Annotated in this window: 15 protein-coding genes; 6 read left to right on the top strand and 9 right to left on the bottom strand. The window is 46.8% G+C overall.

Annotation, left to right across the window (positions count from 1 at the left end):
• Positions 1–380: 380 nt before the first annotated feature.
• The 6 genes from fre to trxA form a co-directional block, all read right to left on the bottom strand.
• The gene (gene fre / locus KIO97_RS01260) at positions 381–1,094 is read right to left on the bottom strand and encodes an NAD(P)H-flavin reductase (protein WP_005535989.1); all 714 of its coding nucleotides are present in this window, start codon (positions 1,092–1,094) and stop codon (positions 381–383) included.
• A 14-nt stretch (positions 1,095–1,108) separates the two neighbouring features.
• Positions 1,109–1,378: a 2Fe-2S iron-sulfur cluster-binding protein gene (locus KIO97_RS01255; protein WP_012126600.1), complete on the bottom strand. Its 270-nt coding sequence runs from the start codon at positions 1,376–1,378 to the stop codon at positions 1,109–1,111.
• A complete protein-coding gene (gene ubiD, locus KIO97_RS01250) occupies positions 1,375–3,228 on the bottom strand; it encodes a 4-hydroxy-3-polyprenylbenzoate decarboxylase (RefSeq protein ID WP_050906135.1) in 1,854 nt (617 codons plus the stop codon). The genes KIO97_RS01255 and ubiD overlap by 4 nt, the downstream gene beginning before the upstream one ends.
• Before the next feature lie 130 nt (positions 3,229–3,358).
• Positions 3,359–4,351: a hypothetical protein gene (locus tag KIO97_RS01245; protein ID WP_285380584.1), complete on the bottom strand. Its 993-nt coding sequence runs from the start codon at positions 4,349–4,351 to the stop codon at positions 3,359–3,361.
• Between the two features lie 106 nt (positions 4,352–4,457).
• Positions 4,458–5,717, bottom strand: coding sequence for a transcription termination factor Rho (gene rho / locus KIO97_RS01240; protein ID WP_005535997.1), 1,260 nt, complete (start codon positions 5,715–5,717; stop codon positions 4,458–4,460).
• A gap of 196 nt (positions 5,718–5,913) precedes the next feature.
• Positions 5,914–6,240: a thioredoxin TrxA gene (gene trxA, locus KIO97_RS01235; protein WP_004745500.1), complete on the bottom strand. Its 327-nt coding sequence runs from the start codon at positions 6,238–6,240 to the stop codon at positions 5,914–5,916.
• Positions 6,241–6,351: 111 nt separating this feature from the next.
• Between trxA and rhlB the strand changes: the two genes are divergently transcribed.
• Both rhlB and gppA read left to right on the top strand, forming a co-directional pair.
• Positions 6,352–7,665, top strand: a complete 1,314-nt coding sequence (gene rhlB / locus KIO97_RS01230) for an ATP-dependent RNA helicase RhlB (RefSeq protein WP_285380583.1) — start codon at positions 6,352–6,354, stop codon at positions 7,663–7,665.
• 19 nt (positions 7,666–7,684) lie between these two features.
• A complete protein-coding gene (gene gppA / locus KIO97_RS01225; RefSeq protein WP_285380582.1) occupies positions 7,685–9,178 on the top strand; it encodes a guanosine-5'-triphosphate,3'-diphosphate diphosphatase in 1,494 nt (497 codons plus the stop codon).
• Positions 9,179–9,382: 204 nt separating this feature from the next.
• Here gppA and KIO97_RS01220 read toward each other — a convergent pair whose 3' ends face one another.
• From KIO97_RS01220 to recQ, 3 genes are all read right to left on the bottom strand, one after another.
• Entirely contained in the window at positions 9,383–10,057 is a 675-nt protein-coding gene (locus tag KIO97_RS01220) for a 7-cyano-7-deazaguanine/7-aminomethyl-7-deazaguanine transporter (RefSeq protein ID WP_005378770.1), read from the bottom strand.
• Between the two features lie 234 nt (positions 10,058–10,291).
• Positions 10,292–10,597: a DUF3630 family protein gene (locus KIO97_RS01215; RefSeq protein WP_005378772.1), complete on the bottom strand. Its 306-nt coding sequence runs from the start codon at positions 10,595–10,597 to the stop codon at positions 10,292–10,294.
• A 9-nt stretch (positions 10,598–10,606) separates the two neighbouring features.
• On the bottom strand, positions 10,607–12,442 hold the full coding sequence (gene recQ, locus KIO97_RS01210; protein ID WP_005451195.1) for an ATP-dependent DNA helicase RecQ: 1,836 nt from the start codon (positions 12,440–12,442) through the stop codon (positions 10,607–10,609).
• A gap of 176 nt (positions 12,443–12,618) precedes the next feature.
• Here recQ and rarD point away from each other — a divergent pair, with 176 nt between their 5' ends.
• The 4 genes from rarD to KIO97_RS01190 all read left to right on the top strand — a co-directional run bounded on the left by rarD (position 12,619) and on the right by KIO97_RS01190 (position 17,978).
• Positions 12,619–13,533: an EamA family transporter RarD gene (gene rarD, locus KIO97_RS01205; RefSeq protein WP_285380581.1), complete on the top strand. Its 915-nt coding sequence runs from the start codon at positions 12,619–12,621 to the stop codon at positions 13,531–13,533.
• 286 nt (positions 13,534–13,819) lie between these two features.
• Positions 13,820–15,322, top strand: a complete 1,503-nt coding sequence (locus KIO97_RS01200) for a DUF1800 family protein (protein WP_285380580.1) — start codon at positions 13,820–13,822, stop codon at positions 15,320–15,322.
• Between the two features lie 3 nt (positions 15,323–15,325).
• Complete coding sequence (locus tag KIO97_RS01195; RefSeq protein WP_285380579.1) at positions 15,326–17,086, top strand: DUF1501 domain-containing protein; 1,761 nt, start codon at positions 15,326–15,328, stop codon at positions 17,084–17,086.
• 94 nt (positions 17,087–17,180) lie between these two features.
• A complete protein-coding gene (locus KIO97_RS01190) occupies positions 17,181–17,978 on the top strand; it encodes an AraC family transcriptional regulator (protein ID WP_038890990.1) in 798 nt (265 codons plus the stop codon).
• Positions 17,979–18,029: the final 51 nt, after the last annotated feature.

Below are 18,029 nucleotides of genomic sequence, written 5' to 3'. Positions count from 1 at the left end.
TCATTGAAACCTAATTTGATACCGAAGTATCTAATTGGATTATCATCAACGAGTGCCCACACAGATTGATAGGTCTATATTTTTAAAGAGCTTGCTTATCGAGAAGTTTTTTCTCTCAAAGCGGAGGTGCATTCTAACGAGATAATTGAGAGTGTCAAACACTTTTTTCAATTTATTTTCTCAGAAGCTTTTCACCTCTCCGACTCTGCTGAAGCCTTATCGCGTCTGCCGTGTCGGTGGATGCGCATTATAGGGAACTCTGATCCGTTCGCAACCCTTTTTTGAAAAAAAATGGAAAAAACTGACTGTTCGATGACTATTTCATCAAAAAAGCAAAAAAGAGGGTAAAAAAACCTCTTTTTCTGCCTCAAAAGCCGTATTTAAATGAATGCGTACGCGTCTGCGAACATACGTTCACTCTTCGCTTTCTTGTTCTGAGTGAACTGTTCACGTGCTGCGCCAGCCATTTCGAAACGACCTGCAATATAAATATCGTAGTTTTCTAAGCTTTCGAAATCTTCACTCACCGCTTGTAGTACGTTACCAACTTTACCTTGCCAGTCGGCAGGTGCTTCTTCTACTACTGGAATAAAGTGAACGTTAGCAAACTTTGCAGCGATCTCGACTAACTCTTCTTTAGCGTAAAGTTGGCAATTGTCGCGCGCACCCCAGTATAGATAGATAGGATTGGTTTTGCTCTGTGCAACACAGTGATCCAGAATCGAACGCACGTAACTAAAGCCAGTACCACCAGCAATCAATAATAGTGGGCGTTCGCTTTCTTCTTGAACCCAAGCATCACCATGTGGAGCATCAATCTCGATATGACCATCTGTTTCTAGTGCCGCTTGCATTGCTTCAACGACTTCTAGTGCGTAAGCGTTGTGTTCCGCCGCACCGATGTGCAGTTCAAGTTCACCTTCATGACGACATGGGCTGCTCGCAATAGAGAAAGGACGTTTGTCTTTTTCACCCATCACTACCATAAGGTACTGACCTGCTTTAAAAGGTACAGGTGATTCTGGATGAAGAAGGATTTGATAAGTATTACAAGCTAACGGCTGAATAGACTTTACTTTACATTGGATGGTCATGGTGTTCCTCTCGCTTACTCATCAAAAGTAAGCACTAAATTACTTTCTGTATAGGCTTGGCAAGGGAATATCCAACCTTGCTGTTGCTCTTTTTCGGTTAGCATCGGTTCGAGGTGGTAACTCACCTCGCCCGTTAGCTTTTTACACATACACATGGCGCAAGCGCCAACTTGGCAACGGTGTGGGAAGCGAATATTGTTGTTGAGCGCAGCTTCCAACACCGTCTCACCTTCTTTTACTTGGAACCTAACGTCCATTGGTAGAAGGTGGACTTGATGACTCATAGAATACCTAACTGGTCCCAAATCTCATCGACTTTAGCCACAAGTTTAGGATCTTTTTTGATAGGCGTACCCCACTCGCGCGTGACTTCGGATTCGAACTTGTTGGTCGCATCCAATCCTAATTTGGATGAACTATGAGTCTTACCATGCACTTGAATAGTGTCTCTATCTGGATCCATTCGGGTTGTTACAGCCCAAATGATGTCATTCCAATCTCGTGCATTAACGTCATCGTCGCACAAGATAATGAATTTGTTATCCGTGTACTGAGCAAAGAAGTCCCAAAGGTATTCCATCAAGGCTTGCGATTGACCAGCTTGGTCTTTCTTCATGGTCACAACAGCGAACTGGTTATTAGCTGTTGCTGGTAGATAGATATCGACAATCTCAGGGCGTTGCTGTTTCAACTCATTCAGTTCTGTTTCAGTAATCGCTTTGCTGTCTCGCTCAGTGACCTCGGTTCGCGTCGCTAGCTCGGCATCCCATTTAATAGTTGCATCTAACCCCATCTTGGAGCCAAGACCAACCACAGGCGAAGCAAAGTCAAGTGAGTCGATTGGCGTGTTGTCTATCATCAAGGTGTCACGTACAGGCTCCATATGCTCTGACATGGCTTTAACGACATCATTCCAATCTCGCGCGTTTACCGATTCATCGCACACAATAACAAACTTGGTGTACATGAATTGACGTAAGAAAGACCACACACCCATCATTACGCGCTTGGCATGACCTGGGTACTGCTTCTTCATAGTGACGACTGCCATTCGGTACGAACAACCTTCAGGCGGTAGGTAGAAGTCTTCAATCTCTGGGAACTGCTTTTGCAGAATCGGCACAAAGACTTCGTTTAATGCCACACCCAATACAGCGGGTTCATCTGGCGGACGGCCTGTGTAGGTACTGTGGTAGATTGGGTCTTTACGCATGGTAATGTGCGTAATGGTAAACACGTGGTGCTTTTCTTTTTCGTTGTAGTAGCCAGTGTGGTCACCATAAGGACCTTCATCGGCAAACTCGTTCGGGTCAATATAGCCTTCCATCACGATTTCAGCGCTCGCTGGCACTTCCAAATCATTACTAACTGACTTAACGACTTCCGTTTTGCTCCCACGTAGCAAACCTGCAAATGCGTATTCCGATAGCGTATCTGGCACTGGCGTTACTGCACCAAGAATGGTAGCTGGGTCTGCACCAAACGCGACCGAAACTGGGAAAGGTTTACCTGGATGGGTTTCCATCCAATCGCGCAGGTCAAGCGCACCACCACGATGAGCTAACCAACGCATGATGATTTTGTTCTTGGCAATTTTCTGCTGACGGTAAATGCCTAGGTTCTGACGTTTCTTATTCGGACCCTTGGTCACGGTTAAGCCCCACGTAAGCAATGGCGCAACGTCTTCTGCCCAGCAACTCATCACCGGGATTTTATCCAAATCGACTTCATCACCTTGCCACACAATCTCTTGGCACGATGCTTTTCTTAAGCGCTTGGCTGGCATGTTCAATACTTGCTTGAACACTGGCAATTTTTCCAATGCGTCTTTGAAGCCTTTTGGTGGCTCAGGTTCTTTCAAATAAGCCAGCAGCTTACCGACTTCTCTTAATTCTTTAACGTCTTCACGTCCCATACCAATCGCGACACGCTCTGGCGTACCAAATAGGTTCGTCAAAACAGGTACGTCGTATCCAATTGGGTTCTCAAACAACAGCGCAGGGCCACCAGCACGCAAGGTACGGTCGCTGATTTCTGTCATTTCGTAAGCGGGGTCGACGGGGTGAGTGATGCGTTTAAGTCGACCTTTCTGTTCTAGGTGGTCGATAAATTCGCGTAAATCCTTAAAACTCATAGGCCTTCATGCTGGCTGATTAAACTGTCCGCAGTATAACAAATAGGAGGACGCTAAGATCCTCCTATTTTGTGTGGGTATGTGAACTCGATAGCGACAAGAGTTGTTACTTAAAGAGCATCAACAACGGTTATTCCAAGAATTCCGCAATCTGTCGTGTTTTTACTTGGTGATTGTTTGAGACCAACTCTTCTAACCACGAGTGATGCCCTTGCTTTGCGAGTTCTCTAGCAACCAAAGTAGCTTCTTCTGAAAGTGCCATCTTGGCCACTAGGAATTGTTTTACGTCAAGAGAGAGTGGATTGGATCTTGTGAGCAGTTCAATCGCATAAGGTTTTAAGGTTGGATTGACGGTGGAATTCATCAATTGTTGTAGTGAAAACTCATCACCAACTTCTGCTAATCTGGCTAACTCTGTTTGGCTGTTGTAATCCGCACGCATACGCCACAACAGATCGTACATCGCCTGATTTTGGCTTACTTGTGCCAAACGCACAATCACGGCTGTGGATGGCAGCCAGCTGGTAACATTAGCATGGGTTAATTGTTTGGTCAGTGCTTCAAGCGCGTCTGGCGATAAGCTGTCTAGCTCACGGATAAGTAACGCTTCTCTGGTTTGCACTTGATGCGTCGTACCTGTTAACCAATCCTTGAGGTTTAGCTCCTGCCGCTCTGCTTCCAAAACAAATTCTAACGTTCTCTGATCCTGCTTCCAGCGTTTTATCAGACGGCTAGCAATGGCCGGGAAATTAAACGCAGGTACACTGAATTCATAACCATCCCCTCGCTCAAGCACTTGGTAAGTTGGAGTTATGCTGATTTGGGATTCGACAAAAATCGACATTCTTGGCGTGAGGATGAGTTCTTGTTGCTCTAGCTTTTCGAGCAAAAGGAAACGGACGACTTCTTGTTGAGGAAAGGCAAGCCGGTCTAGGGCAAATTTAAGCGAGTCAACCTCGTCCCTGACTGCGTAATCAAGCAGTTCAGATACTTTGGTCTGTATTTGAGAGTCCTGAAGCCACTGCTCTACCACGGTTTCCTGCATTTCCTTGGCAGTTAACGTCGCGGGTAGTGTGATAAGTGACAAGCTCAGGAGTAATGACGACAACATTCCTTGTTGCATGTTAACCTCCCGATAACATTTTCTTCATTCTGCTGCTTCTATCGGGAGAAAGCAATAAAAAAGCCACCGATATACGGTGGCTCTTCGCAGAATTGCTTATCTGAGACTATTGACGACGCATTGCATCGAAGAACTCGTCGTTGGTCTTCGTCATCGCTAGCTTGTCGATTAGGAACTCCATCGCGTCAGTTTCGCCCATTGGGTGAACGATCTTACGTAGAATCCACATCTTCTGAAGTTCTTCGTTCTTAGTTAGAAGCTCTTCACGACGTGTGCCGCTGCGGTTGAAGTCAATCGCAGGGAATACACGTTTCTCTGCAATCTTACGGTTCAAGTGGATTTCCATGTTACCTGTACCCTTGAACTCTTCGTAGATAACTTCGTCCATCTTAGAACCAGTATCGACTAGAGCCGTAGCAAGGATAGTTAGGCTGCCGCCTTCTTCTACGTTACGCGCAGCACCGAAGAAACGCTTAGGACGGTGTAGTGCGTTTGCATCCACACCACCAGTTAGTACTTTACCTGATGAAGGCACTACGGTGTTGTATGCACGAGCTAGACGAGTGATAGAGTCAAGCAGGATAACCACGTCTTTCTTGTGTTCAACAAGACGTTTTGCTTTCTCGATTACCATTTCCGCTACTTGTACGTGACGAGAAGCTGGCTCATCGAACGTTGACGCTACTACTTCACCTTTAACTAGACGCTGCATCTCTGTTACTTCTTCAGGACGTTCGTCGATAAGAAGTACCATCAACTCACACTCTGGGTGGTTGTATGCGATGCTTTGAGCGATGTTTTGCAGAAGCATTGTCTTACCCGCTTTAGGCGGAGCAACAATCAGACCACGTTGACCTTTACCAATTGGCGATGCCAAGTCTAAAACACGTGCTGTGATGTCTTCTGTAGAACCGTTACCGCGCTCCATAACCATACGCTCGTTAGCGTGTAGAGGCGTTAAGTTCTCGAATAGGATCTTGTTACGAGCGTTGTCTGGTTTGTCGTCGTTTACTGTGTTGACTTTTAGCAGAGCAAAGTAACGCTCACCGTCTTTTGGTGGGCGAATTTTACCAGCAATTGAGTCACCAGTACGTAGATTGAAGCGACGAATCTGACTTGGCGAAACGTAGATGTCGTCTGGACCAGCAAGGTATGAGCTGTCCGCGCTACGTAGGAAACCAAAGCCGTCTTGCAGAATCTCCAGAACCCCATCGCCAAAGATGTCTTCGCCGCCTTTCGCGTGCGCTTTAAGAATTGCGAAGATGATGTCTTGTTTTCTTAGACGAGCTAGGTTCTCAAGACCCAGGCTTTCGCCAAGCTTTACAAGGTCAGACACAGGTCTGTTCTTCAGTTCAGTAAGATTCATGGTGGTGGATGCTTGTTTAGTCAAAATAAGATCTGTTTTCTAGTTAAGATGGATTTGGTCTCAGGATCGACCAAGAAGAGAAATTTGTTCAATTAACGCGCGATAAGTTAGCACTAATTAATATTCTAGTCCAGAGTTAGAAAAACAAAACCGCGCATTGTCATATTGCACGGTTTTGTTTGTAATCACTTGGTGATTATAGGTTTGCGTCTAGGAACTCTTTTAGTTGAGTCTTAGACAGAGCACCAACTTTCGTTGCCGCTACGTTACCGTCTTTAAATAACAGTAGCGTTGGAATGCCGCGAATACCAAACTTAGGTGGTGTACCTGCGTTATGGTCAATGTTTAGTTTACCGATAGTGAGTTTGCCTTCGTACTCGTCAGCGATTTCGTCCAGGATAGGAGCGATCATTTTACAAGGACCACACCATTCTGCCCAAAAATCAACTAGAACCGGGCCTGCAGCGTTGATTACATCGTTTTCAAAACCGTCATCAGTAAGCTGCAAAATCTTATCACTCATCTTCCACTCCAATGTGTTTTTCGAAACTGGTTGGATGATAACCAGTAAATAGATGCCCTATTGGAATGTATTTACTTTCTTATTGCAAGCTTTAGCTGATATTCTATCGCCATGAAAAAGACGCATATCACAGAGCAAAAGTTCGCCGATTTGGGTTTAAAGCCCCAAGTTACTGAAGGATTGGAGAAAAAAGGGTTCGAATATTGTACCCCTATCCAAGCCTTGGCGTTGCCGGTACTGCTCACCGGCCAAGACATTGCAGGCCAGGCCCAAACGGGTACTGGTAAAACCCTCGCGTTTCTTACTGCTACCTTCAACCACCTTCTGACCACGCCAGAGCACGAAGGTCGTAAGCCAACTCAACCGCGCGCAATCATTATGGCGCCAACGCGTGAGCTAGCGATTCAGATCTTTAACGATGCTGAGCCTTTAATTGCGAGCACAGGTCTTAAAGCGGCTTTGGCTTACGGTGGCGAAAGCTACGATAAGCAACTTGCCAAGCTTCAAGATGGTGTAGACATTCTTATTGGCACTACTGGCCGTATCATCGATTTCTACAAGCAGCGCGTATTCAACCTAAACAACATTCAAGCGGTTGTTCTAGATGAAGCCGACCGTATGTTCGATCTTGGCTTTATTAAAGACATTCGTTTCTTGTTCCGTCGTATGCCTGAGCCAAAAGAGCGTTTGAACATGCTGTTCTCAGCGACGCTGTCTTACCGCGTACAAGAATTAGCTTTCGAACACATGCACAACCCTGAGCATGTTGTGGTTGAGCCAGAGCAAAAAACTGGTCATCGCATCCAAGAAGAGCTTTTCTACCCTTCGAATGAAGACAAGATGGCACTGCTTCAAACTCTTATTGAAGAAGAATGGCCAGACCGCGCGATCGTTTTTGCTAACACTAAGCATAAGTGTGAGTCGATTTGGGGTCACCTAGCAGCCGATGGTCACCGTGTTGGTCTACTGACTGGCGATGTACCACAGAAGAAGCGTGAAAAAATCCTTGAGCAATTCACTCGTGGTGAAGTTGACCTACTAGTCGCAACTGACGTTGCAGCACGTGGTCTTCATATTCCTCAAGTTACACACGTATTCAACTTCGACCTACCAGATGACTGTGAAGATTACGTTCACCGTATCGGTCGTACTGGTCGTGCTGGCGCAAGCGGTCACTCTATTAGCTTTGCTTGTGAAGATTACGCAATCAACCTGCCACCAATCGAAGAATACATTGAGCACGCAATCCCAGTTTCTGATTACGACGCTTCGGCTCTAATCCAAGATCTGCCTACACCACTTCGTATGCGTGCGCCTCGTACTCAGCAACGTCGCACCAATACAGGTGGCACTCGCTCTGGTAACCGCAAGCCGCAAGGACGTCGTCCTCGTCAGCCGCGTCAATCAGCGCCAAAACAATCATAAAAGGAAACTGAAGTCGTTTATGAGTCAAGCAGGATCATCACCGCTATACGCCGCCATCGACCTCGGGTCGAACAGTTTTCACATGCTCGTTGTGCGTCACATCGATGGCAGCGTTCAAACTATGGCTAAAATTAAGCGCAAAGTTCGTCTAGCCGCGGGCTTAGATGAACATAACTCTCTTAGTATGGAAGCTATGCAGCGAGGATGGGACTGCTTAAGTCTATTTGCAGAACGCTTGCAGGATATTCCTAAACAGAACATCCGCATTGTAGGTACCGCGACATTGCGAACCGCGACCAATGTGGATGTTTTTCTAGAGAAGGCGAACCAAATTTTAGGTCAGCCTATCGAAGTGATTACCGGCGAAGAAGAAGCTGCCACTATATATAAAGGTGTTGCACACACCTCTGGCGGTAGTGGTCGTCGCCTTGTGGTCGATATAGGCGGTGCAAGTACCGAGCTGATTATCGGTGAAGGTTTCGAAGCCAAAGCACTGACCAGTCTGAAAATGGGCTGTGTGACTTGGTTAGAGAACTTCTTTAAAGACCGCCAACTGAACGCACGTAACTTCGACGCTGCCATTGAAGGCGCGAAGCAAACTCTGATGCCGATCTTAGAGCAGTACACCGACCTAGGTTGGGATGTATGTGTTGGGGCATCTGGTACCGTTCAAGCACTACAAGAGATAATGTTAGCGCAGGGTATGGACGAAGTGATTACTTACTCCAAACTTAAGCGCCTACAGAAGCAGGCGATGCTTGCTGATCACTTGGAAGAACTCGATATTGAAGGTCTGACCCTAGAGCGTGCTCTGGTATTCCCAAGTGGCTTATCCATTTTAATTGCGATCTTTGAGCTACTAGAAATCGATGCCATGACATTGGCTGGCGGCGCACTGCGTGAAGGCTTGGTGTACGAGATGGTTGACGAGCTTCGTCAAAACGACATCCGTGCACGCACCATTTGCAGCGTACAAAACCGTTACCAGCTAGATTGCCAATACGGCGAACAAGTCGCAAAACTTGCGGGCAAACTGCTTGAGCAAGTTGGCGATGAAGCTTGGGTTGCAGAACCTCAGGGTAAAGTCCTGCTGGAAACAACAGCCAAGCTGCACGAGATCGGTCTGACTATCGACTTCAAAAAAGGCGGTGAGCACAGCGCTTACCTGCTACAGCATCTGGATTTGCCTGGTTACACCCGTGCACAGAAGTTCTTTATCGGTGAAATTGCTCGCCGTTACCGTGAACAACTGACGTCACTGCCTGAGCAACATGCCCTTTCAGGCACCAGTGGTAAACGCGTACTGCGCCTATTGCGTCTTGCGGTTTTACTCAGCCATCGTCGTAATCCAGATCTAGAGCCATGTGTGACTCTCACTGCGGAAGGCGACAAACTGACGCTAAGTATTGATGCGAAATGGCTAGAGGCAAACCCACTGACAGCCGCTGAGTTGGAAATTGAGTCCAACCGTCAAACAGACATTGGCTGGCCGTTAAGTATCGTGACTTGCTAAACCTCACGATAACTTATTGCTTAGTTGAAGGTCCCTATCGGGGCCTTTTTTATTGCTCATTTTTACCTTCGTACAGCTTAGGGAGCTTTTGGACACCCATGATCTAATTACTCCCTACGCTGTACAAAACGCTCTAAACCCAAGTAAACAGGCACAAAAAAGCCGCTTGATTTGAGCAAGCGGCTTTCGGGGTTCCCACTGATATTAAGACTGAACGCTTGTCGTCACCTTAAAGTCAGGGTTCACCGCAGTCAGTTTCTTAATTAGGTAATTCAGTAATACGCCGTACATAGGAACGAACAGACCAAGACTGATAATCAGTTTGAAGCCGTAATCCACCAGCGCGATTTCCGTCCAATGCTCCGCCATAAATGGATCTGGACTTTGGTAGAACGCAATGGCGAAGAAAGCGATGGTATCAAGTGCATTACCGAAAAGCGTTGAACATGTTGGTGCCACCCACCATTGCTTCATTTGACGTAGGCGGTTGAACACGTGCACATCCATGATCTGACCAAGTAGATACGCCATGAAGCTAGCAATCGCGATACGAGCAACGAATAAGTTAAATTCCCCTAGGTGACCAAAACCTTGGAATTGACCTTCGAAGAACACCACCGATAAGAAGTAAGACACTGCCAAAGCAGGCAACATCACTAAGAAGATGATCTTACGTGCCAACTGAGCACCGAAAATACGCACGGTTAAATCAGTCGCTAAGAAGATAAATGGGAAAGTGAATGCACCCCAAGTGGTATGGAAACCGAAAATAGTAAACGGTAGCTGAACTAGGTAATTGCTAGACGCAATAATGACTAGGTGGAATAGAACCAGATAGATAAGGGCGTTGCGCTGCTGCGCAGGGGTAAAGTTACTCATGCGATACCTTTTTAGTTTGGTTTGGGGGTGAGGGAACCCAAATCGAGTCACTGAATAAAGTGGCTCTTACCAACAATGTAAAATGAAAAATAAACTGGCTTGGCTCATTCTGAGCGAAGCGGTGGGCGATTATACATTAACCACTTTTCGCCGCAAGCCGTCTGTTTTACGCAAACGTTTGAGCATAAAAAAGGGTGTTTCATGTGAAACACCCTTTCTAGAAAAATTCTATTTTTAGAAGCCGCGTTGGAACAATCCTGCGAGATAATCCAACTCTTCCCTGCTCTCTTCAATCGCTAAAGCTTCAAACCAAATCGCTTCGCTGTAATGCTCTGCTTTCATAAACAGTCGGCAACCTTCAAAGTCGATCAGCCAAGAGTGAATGTCCGCATCCCATTGCTTTTCCACCACAGTAGCAGAAAGCAAGCCAACTAAACGCTCACCTAAAGCAGGAAAGCTATCAAGGTCAAAGCTCGGCGCAGTAATGATTAAGCGCCCTTCTTGTGCCATGTAGTCCGCTAAGCCAAATTCCTTTTGCATCTTGGTTCCTTATCCGTGGTGAGTAATGTGTTCTTGAATCAAATCGAGGAATGGATCGGCGTACTTCTCTAGTTTGCGCTGACCAACGCCGCTGACTGCCAGCATTTCGCCGTAAGACGTTGGCAGAATTTCCGCCATATCAATCAAAGTCGCGTCACTGAAGACCACGTATGGTGGCAAACCATCTTCATCAGCAATCGACTTACGCAGCTTACGTAACTTAGCAAACAGCTTTTTGTCGTAGTTCTTGCTGGTCAGTTTATCTGACTTCGCCGCACGTGCTGCGGTGTCTAAACGTGGTACCGCTAACTCGAGAGTCACATCGCCACGTAGCAGCGGACGCGCCTCTTCAGTAAGTTGCAGCGTTGAGTTACGCGTGATGTTTTGGAACAGCAGCCCTTTGTGGATTAACTGACGGAAGATACTCACCCAGTAATCGTGGCTGTGGTCGCGACCTATCGCGTAGGTAGAAATCTTATCGTGCCCGTTTTCACGTACACGAATATTTTGCATGCCACGCAGCACTTCCACTACATAGCCCATACCAAAGCTCTGATTCACTCGGTACACACAAGACAGCGCCTTACGCGCTTCTTCCGTGGCATCAAAGTGCTTCGGTGGATCTAAGCAAATATCGCAGTTGCCACATGGCTTCTCGCGATATTCACCAAAGTAATTCAATAGCACCTGACGACGACAAGTTTGCGCCTCAGCAAAGGCACTCATCGCATTCAGTTTGTGGGTTTCCACCTGTTTCTGTGGACCGTCGTCTTTCTCGTCTAACATACGACGCAGCCAACTGATGTCCGCTGGGTCATACAACATCATCGCTTCCGCAGGCAAACCATCACGCCCTGCACGACCGGTTTCTTGATAGTAGGACTCGATATTACGCGGGATATCAAAGTGAACCACAAAGCGCACGTTTGGTTTGTTGATGCCCATACCGAATGCCACAGTCGCCACTACGATTTGGATGTCATCACGTTGGAAAGCTTCTTGAACGTAAGCGCGCTCATCGGCATCCATACCTGCGTGATAACCAGCAGCACGAATGTGGTTGTTACACAGCTTCTCAGTCACCATCTCAACTTTCTTACGGCTACCACAATAGATGATGCCGCAATTACCCTTTTGGGTTTCAAGATAACGAACGATTTGCGAAACTGGCTTGTGCTTCTCAACTAAGTTGTAGCGAATGTTAGGACGGTCGAAGCTGCCTAGATAAACCTCTGGATTATTCAGTTGCAGACGCTCAAGAATATCTCGGCGCGTTGCGTCATCCGCCGTCGCTGTCAGCGCCATAAATGGCACATGGGAAAACTGCTGCTTAAGTTGACCAAGCGCGGCGTATTCGGGACGGAAATCGTGCCCCCACTGGGAAATACAGTGCGCTTCATCGACGGCAATCATCGATAGCGGCAAGTTTTCCAAGCGCTCAATGAAGTCACGCATCAATACGCGTTCTGGCGAGACGTACACCAACTTAAGATGCCCGGTATGCATACGGTTATACACGCTGAGCAGCTCTTCACGAGGCATGGTCGAGTTAATGCACTCAGCCGCCACGCCGTTGGCTTTAAGCTGATCGACTTGGTCTTTCATCAGCGAAATCAGCGGAGAAATCACCAAAGTAATGCCAGAGCGAACCAAAGCAGGAATTTGATAACACAGCGACTTACCGCCACCCGTAGGCAGGATAACTAAGCTGTCGCGACCTTCTACCGCGGCGTCAATCACCAACTGCTGACCATCACGGAACTCTTGGTAACCAAACACATCCTCCAACACACGTTGAGGCGTTACAGGCGAGTCTGATTGTTCGGCTAACAAGGTCGAGGTCATGAATAATCTCAGATTGGGTCTTAAAAAGAGGTGCTTATGCATGCCACTAGCACGCAAAGTGAGGGCACATTGTAATGGGGTTTCATGGTGAATAAAACCGCAAATTGTTAGGTGATTCAGCTCACGACTCGTATACTGATTTTCTGCTCTATAAAAACTCAATTAGGTGACATCCCATGACACCAGAAGAACAACAACGTGCACGGCAAGGCGTCCTGCTTGCAGTTGGTGCGTACACCATGTGGGGCATCGCACCCATTTACTTCAAATCGATTGCTGAAGTCTCACCACTTGAGATCTTAAGCCACCGAGTGTTTTGGTCTTTCTTTTTGCTAGCCGCACTCCTCCACTTTGGTCGCCAATGGCGCTCGGTTCGAGACATCATTAAAAATAAAACCAAAATGATGTATTTAGTTTCCACCGCCATTTTGGTCGGAGCTAACTGGCTGATCTTCATTTGGGCGGTCACTTCAAATCATATGCTCGATGCCAGTCTAGGCTATTACATCAACCCGTTAATCAATGTGTTACTCGGGATGGTGTTTCTGGGCGAGAGGTTACGTAAGCTGCAATGGTTCGCAGTCGCGCTGGCGGCTTGTGGTGTATTAGTGCAGCTGATCGTGTTTGGCTCTGTCCCTGTGGTTGCTATCGCACTCGCCATGAGCTTTGGTTTTTACGGCCTACTGCGTAAGAAAGTCAGTGTGGAAGCACAAACGGGGTTATTCATTGAAACTCTCGTCATGTTGCCTGCGGCAAGTATCTTTCTGCTTTTTATTGCCAGTACCCCAACCTCAAACATGTTTGAGAACCCATGGCAGCTGAATACCTTACTGATCGCTGCTGGTGTGATCACGACCCTACCGCTACTGTGTTTTACTGGCGCTGCAACCCGTCTAAAGCTATCGACGTTGGGCTTCTTCCAATATATTGGTCCAAGTTTGATGTTCTTGCTTGCGGTACTGATCTACGGCGAACCGTTCACCAGTGATAAAGCCATCACCTTCGCCTTTATTTGGGGCGCCTTGGTGGTGTTTAGCTTTGATGGTCTGCGTAACAATCGTAAGTCACGCAAAGCAAAACAAACCAACTAATATGAATGCACAAATGCCCAACTCAGCTTGGGCATTTTTCTCTTTCTACAAGCCCTGCCCATATGAAAGCAAAAAACATAAATTACTGTTATGAAAGAAATTTAAAGCTACAACTCTAGTAATGTTTGTTTTCGTTATTATCTTCTCCCAAAAGATCACACCTTAGATAAAACCCTGCTTTCTTCATGGAAATCTTCTTCATTTCCATTAACGCTTGATATGCACATGAGCACTTAATCATTTCGATTGGATGCTCATGCTTGTGTCACTGGCTATGGAGAAGAATATGGAAAATTTAACTCAACAGCAGGCGTCTCGATTCCTCGATTTAGCAACAATGGGGGTTAAACAGTCTGAACTCGAACAGTTTTTATTACTTGATGACAGAGGACGTTGGATAGAGGAACAAATCAACCAGCCGTATACCAAGCATCTCGACCGAACTCGCTACCAAGCGAATTCCAGAGGGCTGACTCAGAGTAACCAAGATTGTCGTGTTGGCGCTTGGTTTGATATTGCACTTGGAGATGCAGCGCAACTTCGCCAACGCGTTGCTTTCGCGTTGAGCCAGATCTTTGTCGTCAGCGAAAAGGATGGAAACCTGAACCAAGACGCAGAAGCATTGGCCCACTACTACGATGTTCTCGCGAACGGTGCATTTGGGACATTTAAGAATTTACTCCGCAATATCACTTTATCCTCAGCGATGGGGCAATACCTCACCATGAATGGCAACAAGCCACAGAGCGTAACAGGGCAAGCACCGGATCAGAACTACGCTCGTGAAGTCTTGCAGCTTTTTACCATCGGCTTATATCAGCTCAATATGGATGGCTCACTGATTCTTGATGCATTTGGTAATCCGATTGAGACCTATCAAGACGCCGACATAGAGTCTTTAGCTCGGGTGTTTACAGGTTGGGATATTGATGGCGGCAACACATTGACGCCAATGGTTGAAGATAACAGCCTACATGATATGGACGAAAAGCAGGTCCTTGAACGAACCTACCCTGCAGGCCAAACCGCCACTCAGGACCTCGAGTCTTTTCTTGAGCACATTACCTTACACCCAAACGTCGCGCCTTTTATTTCCATTCTGCTGATTAAGCGTTTAACAACATCAAACCCTAGTCGCGACTACATCGAAAGAGTGGCGACGACATTTCATAACAGCAATGGCAACCTGGCAGAAGTCATACGTGCAATTTACACCGACAATGCCTTACTTGAAGCACCGAATGACAACATGGCAAAAGTAAGAGAACCCATTCTAGCCATGACCTACCTTTACCGAGCGATGGAAGCTTATCCTGGCGGAGGCAACGATATTGTTTATGACCCCATGCGTTATAAAGAAACCTTCAATCAGTACCCTCTTGGTGCCAACTCGGTTTTCAATTTTTATCAACCTAGTTATCAGCCTCCAGGTGCACTCGCAGAAAAAGGGTTAAGCGCCCCCGAACTGGCCATCATTGATTGGAGCCAACTTATCAACATGGGTAACATTTTTTATCGCAGCCTCCTCGACTATGGCCAAAACCGTGGTAACAGCAGCAATAAGAAAGAACTCTATATCGCACCTAAAGCCCTTGAAGACATGGCTGAATCTGGTCAAGGCGAACAATTGGTGGCGACCATCAATCAACTTGTACTCCACCAGCAGGGCTCGCCCGATGTGATCACCCGGCTTCAGAACATCTATAACGGCCACAACAATAAGTTTTATGCCGTTCCTAAGATGTTGTTTATTGCCTTTATGTCTCCCGATTTCATGGTACAGGAGTAAGTTATGTCGATTACACGTAGAAGCTTTTTGAAAGGCGCCTCGGGCACCGCGGTATCTGGCATGGTGCCACTCTCTCTTTCTTTGCCAATGAACAGTGCGTTCGCTAATACCACCAATGATTACCGCGCTATAGTTTGTCTTTTTCTTCACGGCGGTAACGACTCATTTAACATGATTGTGCCGGGCAATAACGACGCGCAATACACCACCGCTCGACCTGATATTTACCTCAGCAATGAGGAAAAGCTCTCGATCCCTGATTCAGAAGCAGGCCAAGCGCTAGCAATCAATGCTCGTATGCCTAACCTTGCCGAAATGCTGAATCAAGGCCAAGGTGCCGCACTGCTTAACATCGGTACCTTGGTAGAGCCCACCAACAAACAAAACCTTTACGACGTCAAGAAGCCGAATAATCTTGGAGCACACAACAAGCAACAAACGGCTTGGCAATCAAGTTGGGGCGATTCGGGTTATCACCCTTATGGGTGGGCCGGTTTGATGATGGATGTTTTGAGTAGTGGTAGCGTCGTCTCAGATTCCATGTCGTTTTCTGGTAATGAACTCCTTACCGGAACAACCTCAAAAGATATTTCATTATCTTCAGGAGAGATAAAGGCAATGGATGCATTGGGACATTCCAATGCGGTCAACAATCAGTTCACTGCGCTTGTGAATTCTCCTTACGGTTCTGACTTCAAGCAAACCTATAACCACCACCTTAAGGGCATCTTAGATTTCCAGATTGAGCTGCAATCAGTGGTCGATACTTACCCAGAAGACACGAACATCCCAAGCTCATCGCTTGGTTTACAGTTAAGAATGGTAAGACGCATGATGCAAGCCGCCACCGATTTAGGACACCAACGCCAGGTCTTCTTCGTCAATCTGGGCGGTTTTGATAACCACCGCAGCCAAAGAGGACGACATGACGGTTTGTTGGAAACCATTGATTTAGCCGTCAGTGCCTTTCACCGCTCGTTGGATGCGTTATCCCTCTCCGAAAAAGTGGTCACTTTTACGCTATCCGATTTCGGCCGCACCATTGAGAACAACAGTAACCAAGGTACTGATCATGGCTGGGGTAGCAATCAGCTAGTGGTTGGTGAGGCGGTCAATGGCGGACGCAGTTACGGGCGCTATCCTAGTTTTGTTCGTGACGGTGACGATGCGTGGGGCAACAAGTTCATTCCCTCACAATCGTCTGAGCAGCTGGGGGCAACCTTATGTCGCTGGATGGGGCTCAGTGAGCAAGGTGTCGATCTGATTTTCCCTACTCTATCTCCAAGCCACAACAACGCTTTCTCAAGCCGTTATCTTGGTTTCTTAGGAGACTATCTCGATAAAGAGCAAGAAGCTGAGTTGCCTATCTTGGCCGTCAGCGCCAGTGAAACGCGTGTCGATCATACGCCAGAAATGGCCATTGATGGTGACCTGTTTACCAAGTGGACTGCGAAGGGACAAGGAATTCAATACCTGATTGAGCTGTCGGCAACCTCGACCGTCACCAAACTACTTTACTCACAAGCGAAAGGCGACGTACGCCAATACCTATTTGATGTTGAAGTCAGTAATAACGGGATAAACTTCGAATTGGTGACGCAAGTCCTTACCCCTGGGAATACCACTGGCTTCGTCGAGCAGCAGATTGGAAAAGCAGGCGTTAACTTTATTCGCCTAACATGCAACGGCAATAATGGCAGCGATCCTAAGCTAGTCTTGTGGAATAACTTCCAAGAGATAAAAGTCCTTGGGTACACGGCTTAACGATGCTCGCTCAAGCTAAGTGATCGTTTTTTACAAGACATTTCAGAAATTGATGGATAAGCTTGGTTATATTGTGACCAAGCTTTTTTCTTTAATGGAACATATTCAATACTACGCAACCGACCATAACGATTTGAGTCTGATTGAGGCGAAATACCAGACCTTTGCTTTCCAAAGGCATTACCATCTGGATTTTCACCTCGGTCTGATCACGCATGGCGCGCAGAAGTTCCAATTCCAAGGCAACAGTCACCATGTCGGGCACGGGCAAATCGTGCTTATGCCGCCAGATGAGTTGCACGACGGGCAATCTAAGCTAGAAAGTGGCTATGAAGTAAATGTGTTTGCGATCGAACCTCACCTATTGAGTGATCTGGCCGATCTTAAGCAAAACGGTCAAATAATACACTTCAACGAGCTGATCATCTCGGATCCACAGATATTTTCACAACTTAGTAACTTGCACGGGCTACTTCGTCGTGAAAACCTCAGCCAACTCACCAAAGATTGCCTTCCTTTTGAAGGATTTAACCAGCTTTTTGATCGCTACGGATCGCTTGAGCGACAGAAAGTGGTGCCGTTAGGAAATCAATCGCTTGGAACATTAAAAGATTATCTAATGGCGAATCTCGACCAAGCGGTGCGTTTGGATTCACTTTCAGAGCTGTGCCAACTGAGCCCGACACAGTTCCAGCGCCACTTTAAAGCGCAAACAGGCATGACGCCTTATGCTTGGTTTGCTCGCTTGCGCCTCGAGCAAGGCATGAAGTTACTGCAATCTGGCCAATGCGGCACCGACGTCGCCCATCAAATCGGTTTCTACGATCAAGCGCATTTCAGCAAAGCATTTAAACAGACCTACGGCGTTTCCCCTTCTCAAGTGACTCGATAATTTCATTGACCGAAAAAGCTGTCAGTTTTTTACAAGCGCGACACGATGCTT

This window comes from Vibrio sp. B181a (genome assembly GCF_030248375.1).
Classification (GTDB): Bacteria; Pseudomonadota; Gammaproteobacteria; order Enterobacterales; family Vibrionaceae; genus Vibrio; species Vibrio campbellii.
The sequence above is the reverse complement of the archived record's forward strand: the minus strand, read 5'-3'. Positions and strand labels throughout refer to the sequence as shown.

Coding starts and splice junctions, on each gene's coding strand:
- fre (WP_005535989.1), bottom strand. CDS start 1,094: ATGACCATCCAATGTAAAGTAAAGTCTATTCAGCCGTTAGCTTGTAAT.
- KIO97_RS01255 (WP_012126600.1), bottom strand. CDS start 1,378: ATGAGTCATCAAGTCCACCTTCTACCAATGGACGTTAGGTTCCAAGTA.
- ubiD (WP_050906135.1), bottom strand. CDS start 3,228: ATGAGTTTTAAGGATTTACGCGAATTTATCGACCACCTAGAACAGAAA.
- KIO97_RS01245 (WP_285380584.1), bottom strand. CDS start 4,351: ATGCAACAAGGAATGTTGTCGTCATTACTCCTGAGCTTGTCACTTATC.
- rho (WP_005535997.1), bottom strand. CDS start 5,717: ATGAATCTTACTGAACTGAAGAACAGACCTGTGTCTGACCTTGTAAAG.
- trxA (WP_004745500.1), bottom strand. CDS start 6,240: ATGAGTGATAAGATTTTGCAGCTTACTGATGACGGTTTTGAAAACGAT.
- rhlB (WP_285380583.1), top strand. CDS start 6,352: ATGAAAAAGACGCATATCACAGAGCAAAAGTTCGCCGATTTGGGTTTA.
- gppA (WP_285380582.1), top strand. CDS start 7,685: ATGAGTCAAGCAGGATCATCACCGCTATACGCCGCCATCGACCTCGGG.
- KIO97_RS01220 (WP_005378770.1), bottom strand. CDS start 10,057: ATGAGTAACTTTACCCCTGCGCAGCAGCGCAACGCCCTTATCTATCTG.
- KIO97_RS01215 (WP_005378772.1), bottom strand. CDS start 10,597: ATGCAAAAGGAATTTGGCTTAGCGGACTACATGGCACAAGAAGGGCGC.
- recQ (WP_005451195.1), bottom strand. CDS start 12,442: ATGACCTCGACCTTGTTAGCCGAACAATCAGACTCGCCTGTAACGCCT.
- rarD (WP_285380581.1), top strand. CDS start 12,619: ATGACACCAGAAGAACAACAACGTGCACGGCAAGGCGTCCTGCTTGCA.
- KIO97_RS01200 (WP_285380580.1), top strand. CDS start 13,820: ATGGAAAATTTAACTCAACAGCAGGCGTCTCGATTCCTCGATTTAGCA.
- KIO97_RS01195 (WP_285380579.1), top strand. CDS start 15,326: ATGTCGATTACACGTAGAAGCTTTTTGAAAGGCGCCTCGGGCACCGCG.
- KIO97_RS01190 (WP_038890990.1), top strand. CDS start 17,181: ATGGAACATATTCAATACTACGCAACCGACCATAACGATTTGAGTCTG.